General features: G+C 53.6%; 14 protein-coding genes. 4 read left to right on the top strand and 10 right to left on the bottom strand.

Going from position 1 to position 18534, the window contains the following annotated elements; translation table 11 throughout:
- Positions 1-6: 6 nt before the first annotated feature.
- The 3 genes from ACMGG3_RS11345 to ACMGG3_RS11355 form a co-directional block, all read right to left on the bottom strand.
- The gene (locus ACMGG3_RS11345) at positions 7-966 is read right to left on the bottom strand and encodes a hypothetical protein (protein WP_414149180.1); all 960 of its coding nucleotides are present in this window, start codon (positions 964-966) and stop codon (positions 7-9) included.
- Positions 967-1588: 622 nt separating this feature from the next.
- A complete protein-coding gene (locus tag ACMGG3_RS11350; RefSeq protein ID WP_134178569.1) occupies positions 1589-2776 on the bottom strand; it encodes an MFS transporter in 1188 nt (395 codons plus the stop codon).
- A 135-nt stretch (positions 2777-2911) separates the two neighbouring features.
- Positions 2912-3172 (bottom strand): DUF2534 family protein, encoded by a 261-nt coding sequence (locus ACMGG3_RS11355; protein WP_010433451.1) that lies wholly within the window; start codon positions 3170-3172, stop codon positions 2912-2914.
- Positions 3173-3381: 209 nt separating this feature from the next.
- On the opposite strand from ACMGG3_RS11355, the gene eco reads away from it, so the two are divergent.
- Positions 3382-3885 (top strand): serine protease inhibitor ecotin, encoded by a 504-nt coding sequence (eco, locus tag ACMGG3_RS11360; protein ID WP_414149181.1) that lies wholly within the window; start codon positions 3382-3384, stop codon positions 3883-3885.
- Between the two features lie 93 nt (positions 3886-3978).
- Here eco and mqo read toward each other — a convergent pair whose 3' ends face one another.
- Positions 3979-5631 (bottom strand): malate dehydrogenase (quinone), encoded by a 1653-nt coding sequence (mqo, locus tag ACMGG3_RS11365; RefSeq protein ID WP_138014043.1) that lies wholly within the window; start codon positions 5629-5631, stop codon positions 3979-3981.
- Between the two features lie 187 nt (positions 5632-5818).
- Here mqo and ACMGG3_RS11370 point away from each other — a divergent pair, with 187 nt between their 5' ends.
- Positions 5819-7108: a SulP family inorganic anion transporter gene (locus ACMGG3_RS11370; protein ID WP_047742943.1), complete on the top strand. Its 1290-nt coding sequence runs from the start codon at positions 5819-5821 to the stop codon at positions 7106-7108.
- Here the strand turns inward: ACMGG3_RS11370 and mgtE are convergent.
- From mgtE to ACMGG3_RS11400, 6 genes are all read right to left on the bottom strand, one after another.
- On the bottom strand, positions 7071-8507 hold the full coding sequence (gene mgtE / locus ACMGG3_RS11375; RefSeq protein ID WP_020883169.1) for a magnesium transporter: 1437 nt from the start codon (positions 8505-8507) through the stop codon (positions 7071-7073). The two genes, ACMGG3_RS11370 and mgtE, sit on opposite strands and share 38 nt — an antisense overlap.
- A gap of 147 nt (positions 8508-8654) precedes the next feature.
- Positions 8655-10298: a multidrug ABC transporter permease/ATP-binding protein gene (locus tag ACMGG3_RS11380; protein WP_414149182.1), complete on the bottom strand. Its 1644-nt coding sequence runs from the start codon at positions 10296-10298 to the stop codon at positions 8655-8657.
- Between the two features lie 75 nt (positions 10299-10373).
- Positions 10374-11024: a DNA oxidative demethylase AlkB gene (alkB, locus tag ACMGG3_RS11385; protein WP_020883168.1), complete on the bottom strand. Its 651-nt coding sequence runs from the start codon at positions 11022-11024 to the stop codon at positions 10374-10376.
- Entirely contained in the window at positions 11024-12082 is a 1059-nt protein-coding gene (gene ada, locus ACMGG3_RS11390) for a bifunctional DNA-binding transcriptional regulator/O6-methylguanine-DNA methyltransferase Ada (RefSeq protein ID WP_414149918.1), read from the bottom strand. The genes alkB and ada overlap by 1 nt, the downstream gene beginning before the upstream one ends.
- Before the next feature lie 72 nt (positions 12083-12154).
- Positions 12155-13210 (bottom strand): FAD:protein FMN transferase ApbE, encoded by a 1056-nt coding sequence (apbE, locus tag ACMGG3_RS11395; RefSeq protein ID WP_086532276.1) that lies wholly within the window; start codon positions 13208-13210, stop codon positions 12155-12157.
- A 113-nt stretch (positions 13211-13323) separates the two neighbouring features.
- Positions 13324-14439, bottom strand: coding sequence for a porin OmpC (locus tag ACMGG3_RS11400; protein WP_014170959.1), 1116 nt, complete (start codon positions 14437-14439; stop codon positions 13324-13326).
- A 743-nt stretch (positions 14440-15182) separates the two neighbouring features.
- On the opposite strand from ACMGG3_RS11400, the gene rcsD reads away from it, so the two are divergent.
- Positions 15183-17855 carry a phosphotransferase RcsD gene (gene rcsD, locus ACMGG3_RS11405; protein WP_020883163.1) on the top strand — a complete coding sequence of 891 codons (2673 nt, stop codon included), beginning with the start codon at positions 15183-15185 and terminating at the stop codon, positions 17853-17855.
- A gap of 16 nt (positions 17856-17871) precedes the next feature.
- Positions 17872-18522, top strand: a complete 651-nt coding sequence (gene rcsB / locus ACMGG3_RS11410) for a response regulator transcription factor RcsB (protein WP_006176468.1) — start codon at positions 17872-17874, stop codon at positions 18520-18522.
- Positions 18523-18534 lie beyond the last annotated feature (12 nt).

Here is an 18534-nt window from a genome sequence, read left to right on the forward strand (position 1 = left end):
TGACTATCACCAGTGACCCACGTTTCTGGAGCCAGACTGAGCGCTACCACCACCAATATGATTGCCACCGCCTAAGCCGTGGGCGCTGTTGCTGTTGGCTGCATTGTTGCTGCCGTTTCCCGTTCCATGCTCATGTCGTGAGTTATTACGGCTATGATCGCTTCCCTGACTCTGAGAGACGATCAACGCGTCTACATGCGGAACTGCGATTTGCACATTCGGATCGACTTTGGCGATCTCCCCTGCGGTGGTGGTAGTGGTGACACCGTTAACCGTGATATTCACAGGCGTCCCCGGCTTCATACTGGACACAGCAACGTTAATCGAGCCCGTGTCTTTTGTTATGGCAACACTTGTAACGTTATCAGGTGCTTTCGTGGTGGCTGGAGTATGAGTAAGCGAGGGCGCAGTAACCGCCGTGCCAGCGGGTAAGGCTGGTCCTGTTGTCGCTTGCTGCATAGACACCACTGCGGCGCGGTAAGTTGTGCCTGTGATTTGTGGCGCAGCCACTGCAGACGTTTTGGTGGCGTCAGAGGGGTTAACGGCAGTTCCAGCAGGTAAGGCTGGCCCTGTTGTGACTTGCTGCATTGAAATCACAGCGTTCCGGTAAGTCGTGCCCGTAATGTGTGGCGTTTTCTGCTGCAGGAGTTGCGGCGCTCTTTGTGTTACAGGTCGCGGCGCATCGGGAGCCATTTCAGTTGCCTGTACTGCATTAATACGATCGCCTGCAGTGCGTAAGCTGTTTTCGATGTCCCCTAAACGGGCCATATTTTCAGGTGAACGGTCGGCATTGTAAGCCTTTAATGCAGCCTGCTTATCCTCCATGGCCTGATTGGCTTCATTGCGAATCGACTGAATAGCCGTGGCTTTTTCATCCATAGTCATGAAATTAGAAGCGAAGGCGTTCACACTTCCGCATGAAAGCGCAATTATTACGGATAAAGAAATGATAGAATGGCGGTTCATTACAATAATTACCTTTAATTTACGTTAAGGGAAAACAGAAACAACAATTAACTACCCCGGCACATGTCGGGGACTTTTTTCAATAAGCGAAACAAGCACTTCAAACCGCGCATAATAACGACTGTAAACGATTACACTTTTGATATTTATCAATATCCCTAATTCAAATCGTAGAAATAACAATCAACTCAACCACTACATTTCCCTGTTAATTCGCTTCAAAACATCTCTATTGTTATCGCAACAAATCATTTTTTTAGTGGATAACACTAAGATGGTGAATTTTTCCGGTTCATTACCCTGCATAAAAAAAGTGAAATAATGTTTCAGTGCACGTGCATTGACGTAACGAAAGCATCCCTCCTCTGGATAAAGCGCCCTGTCCCTGCATAGCTGGTGTGGCCCCAAGCCAGACACCGTCAGCAATGCAGAGAGGAATACATGCCCGGATTTCACGCGATAAGAGGTGTGATAATTGAACAACGTGGCGGTATAGCGGGAGGCTAATTACAGAGGCAGGAATTTATTGCAATGGATGACAGGGCTGGTTGAATCAGCATAAATGCTGTCCAGCCCAGATTCGTACGACTAAAAAAAGAAAAGCATTTTAATAACCGTATTCTTACCGCACTTCGGCAGGCGTTTTACGCAGATAAAGCAGCGTCAGCAAACAAATCACCGCGCCGGCATAAAAGGTATATTCTGCGCCCCACAGTTCCCAGATAGCGCCGGCACCCACGCTGGCCATCAGTAACCCGACCCCGCTGACCAGACTGAAAAGACCAAACGCCGTACCGCGCAAATCCGCTGGCGCAGTTTTGGCCACCATCGCGGCCAGCAGCCCCTGAGTCATGCCCATATGCATGCCCCAGAGCGCAACGCCAATAATAATACCGGTCCAGTGGGTACTCAGGGCCAGAACGACATCAGCGGCAATCAATACGACTAGCCCCCACTGCAGAAGCCGGGTATGGCTCATACCATCAGAGAGTTTGCCAAACGGATAGGCCGAGAAAGAATAGATCACGTTCATCACCACCATCACCAGCGGGATTAAGGCCAGGGGAACGCCAGACTGTTGCGCACGGAGGACAAGAAAAGCCTCGCTAAAACGTGCCAGTGTGAATACCGCCCCCAGGCCAATGACCCACCAGCACGATTTTCCCAGCCGCGTTAAATTCTCTCTTTTGATGGGATTAGTGCGTTTATGTTCGACAGGGGTTTTCGGCTCCTTCAGGCCGAAATACAGCAGCGCAACCGAAAGAAAGCCGGGGATCAGGGCTATCCAGAAAACCGCGCGAAAATCATTGTGTAGCAGCAGCATTAACCCCACGGCCAGTAGTGGCCCCAGAAATGCGCCGGTGGTATCCATAGACTGACGCAGGCCATATGCCGCCCCACGCAGTTCCGGCGGGGTGATATCTGCGACCAGCGCATCCCGTGGAGCACCGCGGATCCCCTTCCCCGCACGATCCATCAGGCGCGCGCCTAAAACCATCCCCGAAGAGGATGCGAGGGCGAAAAAGGGTTTGCTCAGCGCACCGAGGCCATACCCGAGTAGCGCCAGCCCTTTACGCTTGCCAAGATAGTCGCTAATCGCCCCCGAAAAGACTTTGATAAAGAGAGCGGTAGCCTCCGCGAGTCCTTCAATCAGGCCGATAACCAACACGCTCGTTCCAAGCGTAGTCACCATAAACAGTGGAAGCAGGCTGTGAATACTCTCTGACGAGATGTCCATCAACATACTGACGCCACCCACTACCCAGACCCCACGAGGGATCCGGCTGAGTACCGTAAATCTGGAAAGCATCTGTAACTCCTGCTCTGAAAATAGTGGCCTGACTGCTTATAGAATAGGATACGACGGATTAAAAACCTGAGGAAGAACAACGAGCCAATAAAAAAGCCAGCGCTCAGGCTGGCTTTTTTATCGCAGGAAAGGCGTTTAGTGTTTATCACGCCCACCCAGGAAGAAAATGCCCAGCGGAATGGCAAGCAGCACGGTGAACACCAGGCTATAAACAAAGATCATCGCTGATTGCAGGACATACATGCTGGTCGTCCAGGCAGAGAGAGGAATGTTGTACTGTTCAATAACGCCAACAATGGTTGCCCGCCCAACGCACGCGGCAGCAATCATAAACACAACCAGTAGCGCCAACAGGAACTTGCGGCCTTCAGGTGTTTTCAGTTTTGCACGTACCATCTCTCTCTTCCCTTCACAGATGAATAACATTATGTGGCGCTTAAAATAACACGATCTGCCACCAGACTCCAATGCAGTACAAACAACCACTCATTGCGCATTAATAGAGTTTTATACGCTGCCAATATTGAAAATGTAAGTAAATTACACTAACCATTCACGAACATTATGTTAACCTGTGCCTGATAGTTTGACATAAAGGAATGACTGTGAAAAAAGCACCTCAATTTGCCATTGCCCTGATTGCCGCCGCATGCGTTAGCACCAGCGCTTTCGCCAGCGACACCCCTAAAGCGCAGCCTCTGGAAAAAGTAGCGCCTTATCCGCAAGCGGAAAAAGGGATGAAGCGTCAGGTCATTCAGTTACCCGCTCAGCAGGATGAAGCGAATTTCAAAGTGGAACTGTTAATTGGCCAGACGCTGGAAGTGGACTGCAACCAGCACCGTCTGGGCGGTCAGCTGGAAAGCAAAACCCTGGAAGGTTGGGGCTACGACTATTACGTCTTTGATAAAGTGACGTCTCCGGTTTCGACCATGATGGCCTGCCTGGATGGCAAGAAAGAGAAGAAATTTGTTACCGCGTATCTGGGTGACAACAGTCTGCTGCGCTATAACAGCAAGCTGCCAATCGTCGTTTATACGCCTGCAAACGTGGAAGTGAAATATCGCGTGTGGAAGGCGGAAGAAGAGACGGGCACCGCAGAAGTCCGTTAAGGATAAGCCGGGTGGCGATTACGCCTGACCCGGCCATGATACTGTGCGGTTTAATAAGCCGGGTAAGCGCTAACGCTACCCGGCTTTTTCACATCAGAGTGCGATATCCGCGACCGGTTTGTTTTCCGCCTGAGGCTTCAGCTCTGCCTTCGGTGCTGCGTCAGCAGCAGCTTGCGGCTTCACATATTGCAGCTGCAGAACGCGGCTGGTGTATTCCAGTTCCTGTTCCGTCGCGTCAACGTTACCGTTCAGCTTAGTGCCGTAAGAAGGAATAATGGTTTTCAGTTTTGCCTGCCATTCCGGGCTGGCAACTTTGTCTTTAAACACTTTTTCCATCAGATGCAGCATGATTGGCGCAGCGGTAGAAGCCCCCGGTGACGCACCCAGCAGCGCAGCAACGGTGCCTTCTTTGTCACTGACCACTTCGGTACCCAGACGCAGTACACCGCCCTCTTTCGGATCGCGTTTGATGATCTGCACACGCTGACCCGCCTGCCATAAACGCCAGTCTTCTTTCTTCGCCTGCGGATAGTACTCTTTCAGCGCCTCAAAGCGTTCATCGTCAGAGAGCATCACCTGGCTAATCAGGTATTTCACCAGATCGAAGTTATCCAGACCGACGTCCATCATTGGCTTAACGTTAGAGGTGGTGGTCGCACTCAGCAGGTCCCAGAGGGAACCGTTTTTCAGGAACTTCGTGGAGAAGGTCGCGAATGGCCCGAATAGCACCACACGTTTACCGTCAAGCACGCGGGTGTCGATGTGCGGAACGGACATGGGTGGCGCACCAACGGAAGCCTGACCGTAGACTTTTGCCAGGTGACGATTCACCACTTCCGGGTTTTCAGACACCAGGAACTGACCGCCCACCGGGAAGCCTGCGTAATCGTCAGCTTCCGGAATACCGGTTTCCTGCAGCAGTTTCAGCGCCGCGCCGCCCGCACCAATAAAGACAAACTTCGCCTTGATGACGTGCTCTTCTTCATTGTGTTTCAGATCGGCAACGGTCACGCTCCAGCTGTTATCCGCATTGCGCTTGAAACCACGCACTTCGGTGCTGAGCTGCAGATTAAAGTTCTCTTTTTTCTGCAGGGAACCTACCAGCTGGCGGGTAATTTCGCCGTAGTTCACGTCAGTACCAATTTCAGTACGGGTCGCGGCGACTTTCTGGTTCGGGTCACGACCTTCCATGACCAGCGGAGCCCACTCTTTAATCTGCGCGTGATCTTCGGAGTATTTCATGCCGCGGAACAGCGTGCTCTGCTGCAGAGCCGCATAGCGCGCACGCAGGAAGTTAACGTTCTGCTCGCCCCACACAAAGCTCATGTGCGGCACGGTGTTGATGAAGGAGTGCGGATCGTGCATTACGCCGCTGTTCACCTGGTGAGACCAGAACTGGCGAGAAATCTGGAATGCTTCGTTGATCTCAACCGCCTTCTCGATACTAATGGAACCGTCCTTTTTCTGCGGTGTGTAGTTCAGTTCCATGAGTGCCGAATGGCCCGTACCGGCGTTGTTCCAGCCGTTCGAGCTCTCCTGCGCCACGCCATCGAGGCGCTCGACCATGGTCATAGACCAGTCTGGCTGCAGTTCTTGCAGATAGGTTCCCAGCGTGGCGCTCATAATACCGCCACCAATTAAAAGGACGTCCGTTTCCTGCTCTTTTGGCGTGTCAGCTTTTGCCGCCATTGAGACGGTATTCAGCCCCACGGCCAGAGACAAGAGCATGGCAGTCATTTTTTTCATAATTTATGCCTTAGTGTAAAAGTGCGTGATGCGTGGAAATTGCAGGTGAAAAAAGCTGCGCGGGAACGGTAACAACTTTTAAATGGTGTTTAAAGGTTAAGAAATTATTGTAATTGTGAAATTTAATGATGGATTGTTTGTGAGGGATTACCTATGCGGCTGGCAAAAGGCGGCTTTTCTGGCTAGTATGTTGCGTTTTGTGATCGCGCGCACGGAAGCCTGCCCTAACCTGCGAAGTGTTATGTCATTACCCGATTCTTCTTTACCCCATGAAGGCCATGTCGCCTCGGTGTTACGCTCTCCCCGGCTGCTGATGCGTGAAACGCTGGCGGGCGTGATTACTGCCCTGGCGCTTATTCCTGAAGTGATTTCGTTTTCTGTCGTGGCAGGGGTTGATCCTAAAGTCAGCCTGATTGCTTCCGTGGTGCTGTGTCTTGCCCTGTCCGTGCTCGGCGGCCGCCCGGCAATGGTCACGGCGGCAGCGGGTTCCGTGGCGCTGGTGATTGGCCCGATGGTGCATCAGCATGGCGTGCAGTACATTTTGCCGGCCGTTCTGCTGGCCGGGGCGATCCAGATCCTCTTCGGCGTGCTCGGCATGGCGCGACTGATGCGCTTTATTCCGCAGTCGGTGATGACCGGGTTTGTTAACGCGCTCGGTATTTTGATCTTCTTCGCCCAGGTTCCCCATTTCTGGAGCCGAAGCCCGCTGATTGTGGGCCTGTTCGTGCTGACGCTGCTGATCGTCCTCTGGGTGCCCCGCTATATCAAAAGTATCCCCGCGCCGCTTATTGCCATTGTGGTGTTAACCCTGTTTACCGTGACCACCGGGCAAATCCTGCCGACCGTGGGTGACGAAGGCACCATGAGCGGTGGCCTGCCCGGGCTGACGCAGCTGCTTGTCCCGCTGAACACCGATACGCTGAGCATTATCTGGCCATGCGCATTAAGCATTGCGTTTGTGGGTCTGCTGGAGTCGCTGCTGACGGCAAAATTGGTGGATGAGCTGACGGCGAGCCCGTCCGGCAAGCGCCGCGAAAGCATTGGTCTGGGCATCGGTAACATTCTGGCCGGCTGGTATGGCGGTATCGCAGGCTGCGCCATGATTGGTCAAACCATCGTCAACGTGGAGATGGGCAAAGGCCGCAGCCGCATTTCCACTGTTGCGGCCGGTCTGGTGCTTCTGGTGCTGGTGACGGCGCTGAGTGAAGTGATGGCCCGCATCCCGATGGCCGTGCTGGCCGGGATTATGGCGATTGTCGCCGTCAAAACCTTCAGCTGGCATAGCCTGCAGCCCGCGACGGTGAAAAATGCCCCCCTTGCGGAAACGGTCGTGATGCTGGTGACCGTTGCAGCCACGGTATCAACCGGTAACCTGGCCATTGGCGTGCTGGGCGGGATTATCGTGATGGCACTCCTTCCCGCCCGAATTAAGCGTCGGGTTAAAGAAGAAAAAGCGTTGCCAGCCCAAGAAAAATAAAGAAGCCGCCCGTATCGGTGATGGCAGTGATCATGACGCTCGACCCCACTGCGGGGTCGCGCCCGAGTTTTGTCATCGTCAACGGGATGATGACGCCCATCATCGACGCAACCAGCAGGTTCAGCACCATCGCCAGCATCATCACGCCGCCTAATGCCATATCGTCGTACAGCCACCAGGTAATGCCGCCCATAATTCCGCCCCACACCAGGCCATTAATCAGCGCCACGCCCATCTCTCTGAAGATCAGGAAGGCAAAGTTACCCGGCTGAATGTTCTCCAGCGCCAGCGCGCGAACAATCATGGTGATGGTCTGGTTGCCGGTGTTGCCGCCTATCCCGGCCACAATCGGCATCAGCGAGGCTAACGCGACCAGCTGCGAAATGGTGTGTTCGAAGCCATCAATCACGCGGGAGGCGATAAACGCGGTACAGAGGTTAATGGCAAGCCAGGCCCAGCGGGTTTTGACCGCCTTGCCCACGGAGGCATGGACGTCATCTTCGGCGCTGATCCCACCAAGCGCACGCAGATCGTTATCGGTCTCTTCGTAGACCACGTCAACGATCTCATCGATTGTCAGACGTCCCATCAGCTTGCCGACCGAGTCCACGACCGCCGCACTCACGAGGTCGTCACGTTCGAAGGTACGCGCGGCTTTTTCCGCGTCATCCTCCGGCGAGAAGACCATCGGCTCGTTTTCCATGACCTCGCTCACCCGCCGCTGAGTGCTGTTGAGCAGGATCGTTTTCAGCTCCAGCTCACCAAGCAAGGTTTTATCCCGCGAGGTCACGAACAGTTTATCGGTGTTGTCGGGCATACTGCCCAGGCGGCGTAAATAGCGCTGCACCGTGCCGAGCGTGACGTCCGGGCGCACCGTGATGACGCCAAACTCCATAATTGCGCCAACGCTGTGTTTATCGTAGTGCATCACCTGGCGCACGCGCGCCCGCTCATCGGCAGGCAGCGAGGCCAGCAGTCGGCCGGTCAGGTTACGCGGCAGGTGTTGAACAAGGTAAATCTGCTCGTCGATATCCAGCGTTTGCAGGGCATCAAGAATATCCCGGTCGCTCATCTCATCGATAAGATCATCCCAGACGTTTTCCGACGCCTCCAGCAGCACCTGCCCGCGCTCGTGATCCTGCACCAGACGCCACAGGGCGTGACGCTCTTCCGAGGGAAGCGCTTCGAGGGTATCCGCCAGGTCGGGCGGAGGCAAATGGGCAACCAGTGCACCTACCTCAGCAATATCGTCGGCTAAAGTGCCGACATCATATTGCTCAGCCAAGGTCAGTTTGCCCAGTAACGCAGAAGTGACCGCTTTATCGGTCGTGAGAAGCCAGATGAGACGCGCACGTTCCTGGTCACGCTGCCGGGCGCTGTTTTTCTTTAATACCGACATCAATCATAAATCCATGAAATGAGATGGCATTAAGCATAGCGCGGGGATATGTAAATAAGAATAAACAACGGGACGGGATGCATAAAAAAGCGGCACATCGGCCGCGATTTTATCCCCTCTCACGGTCGGAGAAGGGAAGACGAGACATCAGGCCGTGCGCGCTACCGCATCACGAGACGCCGCATCGCGCTCCTCGCCGGTCAACTCGCTGAGCTTACCGTCGCGCATCTCCAGCAGACGGTCGGCATGAATGAAGTAGTGATCGTCATGGCTGATGGCGAAAATAGTTTTGCCCATCGCCTTCATCAGCGGCAGTAACACCTGATAAAACTCGCGGCGGAAATGCGGGTCCTGGTCTGCCGCCCACTCATCAAGCAGGATGATGTCGCGCTCTTCAGCCAGTGCCAGCAGCAATGCCACGCGCTTTTTCTGCCCCTTCGAGAGTTTCAGGTTCAGGATTTTACCGTCCTGAAGCTCAAGCTTATGGGACATCTGCAGTTGCCCAAGCCATTTCTCCACCAGCGCAGGGTTAGCCTGCTGCCCTTCCGGCCCCAGCAGCTGATCAAAGAGCCAGACATCGGTGAAGACCGCCGAGAAGAGCTTGCGATAATCCTCTGGTTTCTCCGCGCTCAGCGCTTTACCATCCAGCAAAATCTCGCCCGATTGCGGCTGATATAAACCGGTGAGCAGCATCGCCAGCGTGGATTTCCCGCTACCGTTACCGCCAATCAGGAACAGCAGCTCGCCGCGATGAATCGTCAGGTTTACCGGTCCGACGGAAAAAGCGTTGTCCTGATAGCGGAACATGACGTTACGCAGCTCCAGGGTTTGCCAGTTCGGGAAGGCCTGCGGGCGTGGGAATTCGGCTTTAAACGGTGCGAGATCGAATTTATTGAGCTTGTTAAACGCCACCTGAGCGCTCAGCAACGTTGGCAATGCGCCCACGGCGGAGAGGAGCGGTGTACGTAAAAACAGCAGCGTCAGTGAATAGGTCGCCGCGACGTTGGTATCCGCCCATCCCAGACTGTTCGCCATCCAGAAGACCAGGCCAATGGCGCCCAACATCATAATGTTCGACCAGTTCACCGCGCTCAGGTGGAAGGTATCGGCGCGAATGATGTGATGCCGGTATTCGCGGGCATCGGGAATATAGAGATGGTTAAAGATATGCTCGGCACGCTCGCGATTCAGGGTCAGCTCTTTACGCCCTTCCAGCACGGTCTGGTAATCGTTATAGAGATTATCCTCGGTTTCACGCAGCACCGCCATGTGTTTATAGACGCGCGACACCAGCAGAAAACCGCCCCAGATGGTGATAACAATCCACAGCGCAGTGACCGCCAGCATTTTTGTGGAGAGCCAGGCGAGATACGCCGCCGAACCAAAGGTCAAAATAATGCCCTGCACCAGCTCCGGCAGACGAACGAAGGCAATGGTAATGGCGCGCACGTCGCTGGTCAGCCCTGCCAGCAGGGAGGCACTTCCAAGCTGCTCAACGCGTTCTACCTGCGTGTCCAGAATACGCTTGATAAATTCACTGCGCAGACGGAAAACGAAATGGTGTCCCAGCGCCGTCAGCGCCAGCTGCGAGCCGAGCGTCACCGCCATCAACAGCAGCAGCAGGCCAAGAAACTCCGGCAGGACGGCGAGTGAGGTATCGACCATTTCAATCAAGCGCACGTTAATAAACGCGATCAGGCCGATACCTAACGCGGCGCTGGCGAGGCTTAACGCCATGACGGCAATGAAGGGCCAGCGATACTGACGCCAGACGAGAAGAAGTAGTTGCATGCAGGCAATCCGGGCAATAAAAATCAGCCAGCAGTTTAAACTGCCGGACGGTTACATCAAGAATAATTCTTATTTTTATTGGCCACGGGATGCCTGCCGGAACGTCAGGTTAAGACGGAACTCGCCGGTCTGAGGATGTACTCCCGGTTTGAGGGGCTGAATGCCGTGATAAAAAAGCCGCGATTCCCTGCCCCAAACCACCACATCACCGTGCTCCAGCATGAGCCGTTTCAGCGGATCGTTACGGCGTAATCCGCCAAACTGGAAGACCGCGGGCAGGCCTAAGGATACCGAGACGATCGGCGCGCGCAGATCGGGTTCATCCTTGTCCTGATGCAGCGAGAGCTTTGCCCCCACGGCGTAGCGGTTAATCAGACAGGCATCCGGGCGAAAGTCGGCATAGCCCGCTTCAACGGCGGCGTCATGGCAGAGCGCCCGAAAAACGTCAGGCATCGGCGGCCATGGCTGGCCGGTTACAGGATCGCCCGGGGCATATACATAGCCCTGCGCGTTTGTCGCCCAGCCCAGTTCCCCGCAGTTCGTCATCGCCACCGACATGGTGTACCCCCCGGGTGTCACCATGTGTCGAAACGGCGAGACCGCCGCCACTTCATCGATGCCGGCAAGCAGCGCCGCCGCGCGGGAAAGCGCAAAGCGGCGCAGGATCACCGCGCCGGGCGCAAGGGGCTCCTGCCAGGGTTCCGCATCCGCAAAAAGATCGAGCATTATCCCTCCGGGTTCTTTGCCTCACGTTTCAGTAACAACGCCTTTCGTTCTGTCCCCCAGCGGTAGCCCGAAAGCGTACCGTCGTGACGAACAACACGGTGGCAGGGGATGATAACGGCCAGTTTATTTGCGGCACAGGCTCCCGCCACCGCACGGACAGCGCCTGGGCTACCGATCGTCTGCGCCACCTGGCGATAACTTGCCGTTTCACCGCGGGGAATGTCACGAAGCGCCTGCCACACACGCTGCTGGAAAGCGGTGCCCCGAATATCCAGCGGAAGTGCCAGCGGCACGGTATGGTCATCGATAGCGCTAATCACCCGCTCAATACGCCGGGCGAATTCTCCTTCCAGCGTTTCTCGCTCTGCTTTTGGAAACAGCGTCAAAAGCTCCTCGGTTAATGTCGCATCGTCGTCACCCAGCAGAATCGCGCAGATCCCGCGCTCGCTTTCACCCACCAGGCAACGGCCTAACGAACACTCACCAATCGCATAACGCACGGCCACATCCCCTTTCCGGTACTGCTTCGCCGTCATGCCCAGCGCAGCGTTGGCTTGACGATAATAGCTGCTGCTGTCAGGAAACCCGGCGGCCAGCACGGCATCGGTAATTTTGTCCCCCTGCGCAAGCGCGGTACGCAGGCGTTGTACCCGCGCCGCCTGTTGCCAGGCTTTAGGCGTCATACCGGTAACGGACTTAAACAAGCGGTGGAAGTGGAAAGGACTCATGGCGACCTGCTGCGCCAGCATTTCCAGCGTTAACGCGGGATCGCGCTCCAGCAGACGGCAGGCATGTTCAACTTTTGCCAGCGTCTGTTCCTGCGGATCGCGTTTGTCCGGCTGACAGCGTTTACACGGGCGAAACCCTGCCTGAAGGGCACGATCTACATCGGGGTAGAAGCGGACATTTTTACGTAACGCGTGGCGGGCACGGCAGGACGGACGACAGACGATCCCCGTCGTTTGCACGGCAAAGACAAACTGATCGTCAGCACGCGGATCGCGAGCCAGCACGGCCAGCCAGCGATCGTCATCGGTAGTAAAGGTCGGGTTTTTCATCATCAGCTCCTCTTACAAGCATACATACAGCGTGCCCGAGTGCCACTGATTAAAAACCCGCAACCTTGCTTTTTAATTCTTATCACTTACCAGGAAGCTGTCGAACTGCGGCGAACTCCAGGTTTTGAAGCCCTCAGCCTCTTTGGTGATCATATAGACAGCCAGTCCTTCCTGGCGGACCACCTCTTTGGCTTTCTCCGGACCGAGGACCATTAACCCGGTATCCCAGGCATCGGCTTCCAGCGCGGTGGGGGCAATGACCGTCACCGAGACCAGATTATGCGCGATTGGGCGGCCGGTCTGCGGATCGATGACATGCGAAATCCGCTTCCCGTCGAGCTCATAATAGTTACGGTAGCTCCCGGAGGTGCTGATACCGTGACCGTTGATATCCACAATCGCCTGTACGGCGTTTTGCTGGTCGGTCGGTTTTTGAATCGCCACTCGCCACGGATTACCGCTGGCATTCATGCCGCGGCTGACTAACGCACCGCCCACGGACACCAGGTAACGCGAAATACCTTCCTGGGCCATCAGCGCGGCCAGATGATCTGCCGCATACCCTTCCCCTACCGTCGACAGATCAACAAACAGATCGGGAATATCTTTTTGCAGGTACTGTTGCCCGTACTGGTTGATCACCGTCAGGTGCTGCAACCCTGTCCGGGCGCGGGCGTCATCTATCGCCGCCTGGTCAGGTGTGGTGACAGGCTGCTTGTTCGGGCCAAACCCCCACAGGTTAACCAGCGGCCCCACGGTCACGTCCATCGCGCCGTTGGTCTTGTAGCCCACGCGCATTGATTCGGTCACGATATCGGCCATTGCTTCGCTCACCGGCCACAGGGAAGTGCTGGTAGAGAGGTTAAAGCGCATCAGCGCAGAGTCATTTTTGTAGGTCGAAAGAAGCTGATCGTCGGCGTCCAGCTGCGACTGAATTTTGCTGCGAAGTTCGTCAGCGCGTGTCTTATCGAGATTCATCACGCTGACACGCCAGAATGTGCCCATCGTTTTGCCTTCCAGCACCGTCGCCGCGGGAGCATCCGTTTTGGCCACAGGCGTGGAAGAGTCACATGCTGTCAGGAAAAAAAGTATAGCCAGGAAGCTGGCGCGTAAAAAAGTCATGTCCATTCATTATTATCCTCATGCCAGGGCGGCAAGAGTACACCAAAAGGGTGAATTGTAAGAACCGAAAAGGCACGAAAAAGGGGCCATAAGGCCCCCTTTGTCACACGATGAAGCGATTAGAACTGGTAAACCAGACCCAGCGCTACGATATCATCAGTACCGATACCCGCCTGACGGGTGAATTCATTTTCATCAACCAGGTTGATTTTGTAATCAACGTAGGTGGACATGTTTTTGTTGAAGTAGTAAGTCGCGCCAACATCAACATATTTCAGCAGATCCTGATCGCCGTAACCTTCGATGTCTTTACCTTTGGACTGCAGGTAAGCCACGGATGGACGCAGACCGAAGTCGAACTGGTACTGAGCAACCACTTCGAAGTTCTGTGCTTTGTTAGCAAAGCCGTAAATGTCGCTGCTGCTCTGAGAGTTACCGAAACGGGTTGCGTTATAGGTCTGAGAGTACTGCGCCGCCAGGTAGATGTTGTTGGCGTCGTATTTCAGGCCACCAGAGTAAACTTCAGCACGATCGCCTTCGCCTTTCAGCGCCAGGTTAGTGGTGTCGTTCTGGTCAGCAGTACGTTTAGAAGAAGACATCGCACCACCGATGCTGAAGCCTTCGCCCAGGTTGTAGGTCACAGACGCGCCGTAACCGTCACCGTTCTGTTTCAGGGTGCTACGACCGGAATCGTTTTCACCGCTTACGCTGCCGTTTTTACCCTGATACTGCAGAGCAAAGTTCAGGCCATCAACCAGACCGAAGAAGTCCTGGTTACGGTAGGTTGCTACGCCGTTAGCACGGGATTGCAGGAAGTTGTCTGCACCGTAGGTGTCGCCGCCAAATTCTGGCAGAACGTCAGTCCAGGACGTTACGTCGTAGATCACACCGTAGTTACGACCATAATCGAAAGAACCCGCGTCAGCAAATTTCAGACCCGCGAACGCTACACGCGTCCAGGACTGGTTGTCGCTTTCAGAGGTGTTGCCCTGAATCTGGTATTCCCACTGGCCGTAACCGGTCAGCTGATCGTTAACCTGGGTTTCGCCTTTGAAGCCAAGACGCATGTAAGTCTGGTCGCCATCATTGCTCTTGTCGTCAGAGAAATAGTGCAGACCATCAACTTTGCCGTACAGATCTAATTTGTTGCCATCTTTGTTATAAATTTCAGCCGCATTTGCTGCGCCTGCCACCAGCAGAGCTGGTACCAGGAGGGACAGTACTTTAACTTTCATTTTATTAACCCTCTGTTATATGCCTTATAATTGCCACTGCTTACTGATTAACCCTCATTAACCAGTCGGCAATTTCATTCTCCGCAAAATTACAGAATAATCCAACGGGAATATGATACGAAAACTTTGAAAATGTTTCATTTCACGATAAACATGTTTCAAAATGTAAATATCAAGGAACTTTTACAAAGCACAGAGAGCTTAAGAATTTAGCACTTATCATCAAGCGAGAAGAAAAAACATTTAAATTCAGTAAACTACATTAAAAATATTTACAGCACTGAATGACAAAACAAGATCGGCCGTTATCTCTAAAATAACTCTCGCTATCATCATTAACTTTATTTATTACCGTCATTCAGATTTGAATGTCTGTTTATCCCTAATTCTACCGAATGCCTGGCATTCGGTTTTTTTTTACCTTTCTTTACGTAGCATGCGTTTTTTTGTGCTACCGCACTGAAATTGTAACGACTATTAACTAAATTCGTTTCCTCTCTCCTCGAGAACCGCGTCATTACTGCAAATCTCAATTTCTTGTTAATTCGTGCTATTTACCGGTATGTATCGGTTTTTATTTGTACACTCTCACTCGCTTTGTACATGTTTCATGCAATGGCGTTCTCCGATATTGTCAGTCGAAAAAGTGGCGGGTTCAAAGAGCGTGACGCTGGAAATTCAGGTATTACCCTTTATACTGCCCTATCGCCATAGAGCACGACCATTACGGGTTAAAGATATCAATGAGTCAGACTGAAACTACCGCTCCGAGCAAATTCTCCCTCTTACCCGGGAGCATCACCCGTTTCTTTCTTCTTTTGATCGTTGTGCTGCTAGTCACAATGGGGGTTATGGTTCAGAGCGCGGTTAACGCCTGGCTGAAGGACAAGAGCTATCAGGTTGTTGATATCACCCACGCCGTCCACAAGCGCATTGATACCTGGCGCTATGCAACCTGGCAGATTTACGACAACATCGCGGCCGCGCCGGCAACCTCTTCCGGCGACGGGCTTCAGGAGACTCGCCTGAAGCAGGACGTCTATTATCTGGAAAAACCACAGCGCAAAACCGAAGCGCTGATCTTCGGCTCTCATGACAGCGCAACGCTTGAGATGACCCAACGCATCTCAACCTATCTTGATACCCTTTGGGGTGCCGAGACGGTGCCGTGGTCGATGTACTATCTGAACGGTCAGGACAACAGCATGATCCTGATCTCAACCCTGCCGCTAAAAGATCTCTCTTCCGGTTTCAAAGAGACGACCGTGGGCAGCATTGTCGATTCCCGCCGGGCAGAAATGCTGCAACAGGCGAACGCCCTTGATGAACGTGAGAGCTTCTCATCTCTGCGCCGCCTCGCCTGGCAGAATGGCCATTACTTTACGCTGCGTACCACTTTTAACCAGCCAGGCCATCTGGCGACGGTGGTGGCCTTCGATTTGCCCATCAATGACTTGATTCCACCGGATATGCCGCTCGACAGCTTCCGTCTGGAGCCGGACAGCAGCACTCAGAATATGCGTGCCGCATCGGATAAAGAGGCCGCAGAGAGCGTATCGATCTCCTTTAACGGCTCGAAAATCGAAATTGCCTCTTCGCTGAACTCAACTGGTATGCGTCTGGTGTGGCAAGTGCCGTTCGGCACCCTGCTGCTTGATACGCTGCAAAATATCCTGCTGCCCCTGCTGCTGAATATCGGCCTGCTGGCGCTGGCGCTGTTTGGCTACAGCACGTTCCGCTTCCAGTCAGGGCGTCAAAGCGATGCCGCCCCGGTCCCGGCAGGAACCAGTAACGAACTGCGCGTGTTGCGCGCGCTGAATGAAGAGATTATTTCCGTGCTGCCGCTTGGGGTGCTGGTTCACGATCAGGAAGCCAACCGTACGGTGATGAGCAATAAAATTGCTGACCACCTGCTGCCTCATCTCAATCTGCAGAACATCACCGCTATGGCGGATCAACATCAGGGCGTGATTCAGGCCACCATTAATAACGAGCTGTATGAGATCCGACAGTTCCGCAGCCAGATCGCCTCCCGCACGCAGATCTTCATCATCCGCGATCAGGATCGTGAAGTGCTGGTGAATAAAAAGCTCAAGCAGGCACAACGTCTGTATGAGAAAAACCAGCAGGGGCGCGCTGCCTTTATGCAAAATATTGGTGATGCCTTCAAGAAGCCGTTAAAAATGCTGGCGACCCAGGCGGCGGCGCTGAATACATCTGAAAGTCATCAGCTTGCCTGCCAGGCCGACTCGCTGGTGCGCATGGTAGATGAGATCCAGCTGGCGAATATGCTCGAAAATGATTTCTGGAAAGGAACGCCGACTCTCTTCTCTATCCAGAATCTGATCGATGAAGTGGTGCCTGAGGTCCTGCCCGTGATTAAGCGCAAAGGGCTGCAGCTGCTGATCAATAACCATTTACCGGCGAATGATGAACGTCACGGCGATCGCGAAGCGCTGCGTCGCATTCTGCTGATGATTATTCAGTACGCCGTCACCACCACCCAGATCGGCAAGATCACCCTGGAAGTCAGTACCGACGAGTCGGCTGAAGATCGCCTGACGTTCCGTATCCTGGATACCGGGGAAGGCGTAACGACAAGCGAAATCGATAATCTGCATTTCCCGTTCCTGAATGACACCCAGAGCGATCATTACGGCAAGGCCAATGCCCTGACCTTCTGGCTGTGCGATCAGCTGGCACGTAAGCTCGGCGGCCATCTGAATATCAAGGCCCGCGAATCACTTGGCACGCGTTACTCACTGCACGTTAAAATGGCGGCGAATCCACAGGAAGAAGACGAAGAACGCCTGCTGGATGATGTGGTCGTGATGGTGGATGTGACCTCGAATGAGATCCGCAATATTGTGGTTCGTCAGTTAGAAAACTGGGGCGCGGCCTGCATAACACCGGATGAAAGACTCTCAAGTCAAGAATTTGATCTGTTTTTAACTGATAATCCGTCTAATCTTACTGCCTCCGGCTTGCTTTTAAGCGATGATGAGCCAGGCGTGCGAAAAATCGGCCCAGGCCAGCTGCGCGTCAACTTTAATATAAGCAATGCGATGCAGGAAGCTGTACTACAACTAATAGAAGAGCAACTGGCGCAGGAAGAGATAGCGGAATCACCGTTAGGCGGCAATGAAAATGCCGAGCTTCACGCCAGCGGATACTATTCACTCTTTGTTGATACAGTACCAGATGATGTTAAGCGGTTGTATACTGAGTCCGCTGCGAATGATTTTGCAGCGCTGGCACAGACAGCACACCGGCTTAAAGGGGTGTTTGCCATGCTTAATCTGGTTCCCGGCAAGCAGTTATGTGAAACGCTGGAACATCTAATTCGTGAGAAAGATGCCTCTGGCATTGAAAAATACATCAGCGACATTGACGCCTACGTCAAAAGCTTGCTGTAGCAAGGTAGCCTTATACATGAACAATATGAACGTAATTATTGCCGATGACCATCCGATTGTACTGTTCGGTATTCGCAAATCACTTGAACAGATCGAGTGGGTGAATGTAGTCGGTGAATTTGAAGACTCTACAGCACTGATCAATAACCTCCCAAAGCTTGATGCGCATGTGCTCATCACCGATCTCTCCATGCCTGGGGACAAATACGGTGATGGGATCACACTCATCAAATATATCAAACGTCACTTCCCGGACATTTCGATCATTGTTCTGACCATGAACAACAACCCGGCCATTCTGAGCGCCGTGCTGGATCTGGATATCGAAGGGATTGTGCTGAAACAGGGTGCGCCGACCGATCTGCCAAAAGCGCTCGCTGCGCTGCAGAAAGGCAAGAAGTTCACGCCTGAAAGCGTCTCTCGTCTGCTGGAAAAAATCAGCGCCGGTGGCTATGGCGACAAACGCCTGTCTCCGAAAGAGAGCGAAGTTCTGCGCCTGTTCGCCGAAGGTTTCCTGGTCACCGAGATTGCCAAGAAGCTGAACCGCAGTATTAAAACCATCAGTAGCCAGAAGAAATCAGCAATGATGAAACTGGGTGTGGATAACGATATTGCACTGCTGAACTATCTCTCCTCCGTTACGCTGAGCGCGTCGGATAAGGATTGATGTTGACCGGGT

Source organism: Enterobacter sp. BNK-18 (assembly GCF_047456135.1).
Lineage (GTDB): Bacteria > Pseudomonadota > Gammaproteobacteria > Enterobacterales > Enterobacteriaceae > Enterobacter > Enterobacter ludwigii.

Bases quoted from the DNA above. Each gene is read 5' to 3' on its own strand.
- ACMGG3_RS11345 (WP_414149180.1), bottom strand. From the start codon at position 966: ATGAACCGCCATTCTATCATTTCTTTATCCGTAATAATTGCGCTTTCA.
- ACMGG3_RS11350 (WP_134178569.1), bottom strand. From the start codon at position 2,776: ATGCTTTCCAGATTTACGGTACTCAGCCGGATCCCTCGTGGGGTCTGG.
- ACMGG3_RS11355 (WP_010433451.1), bottom strand. From the start codon at position 3,172: ATGGTACGTGCAAAACTGAAAACACCTGAAGGCCGCAAGTTCCTGTTG.
- mqo (WP_138014043.1), bottom strand. From the start codon at position 5,631: ATGAAAAAAATGACTGCCATGCTCTTGTCTCTGGCCGTGGGGCTGAAT.
- ACMGG3_RS11370 (WP_047742943.1), top strand. From the start codon at position 5,819: ATGTTGCGTTTTGTGATCGCGCGCACGGAAGCCTGCCCTAACCTGCGA.
- mgtE (WP_020883169.1), bottom strand. From the start codon at position 8,507: ATGTCGGTATTAAAGAAAAACAGCGCCCGGCAGCGTGACCAGGAACGT.
- ACMGG3_RS11380 (WP_414149182.1), bottom strand. From the start codon at position 10,298: ATGCAACTACTTCTTCTCGTCTGGCGTCAGTATCGCTGGCCCTTCATT.
- alkB (WP_020883168.1), bottom strand. From the start codon at position 11,024: ATGCTCGATCTTTTTGCGGATGCGGAACCCTGGCAGGAGCCCCTTGCG.
- ada (WP_414149918.1), bottom strand. From the start codon at position 12,082: ATGAAAAACCCGACCTTTACTACCGATGACGATCGCTGGCTGGCCGTG.
- apbE (WP_086532276.1), bottom strand. From the start codon at position 13,210: ATGGACATGACTTTTTTACGCGCCAGCTTCCTGGCTATACTTTTTTTC.
- ACMGG3_RS11400 (WP_014170959.1), bottom strand. From the start codon at position 14,439: ATGAAAGTTAAAGTACTGTCCCTCCTGGTACCAGCTCTGCTGGTGGCA.
- rcsD (WP_020883163.1), top strand. From the start codon at position 15,183: ATGAGTCAGACTGAAACTACCGCTCCGAGCAAATTCTCCCTCTTACCC.
- rcsB (WP_006176468.1), top strand. From the start codon at position 17,872: ATGAACAATATGAACGTAATTATTGCCGATGACCATCCGATTGTACTG.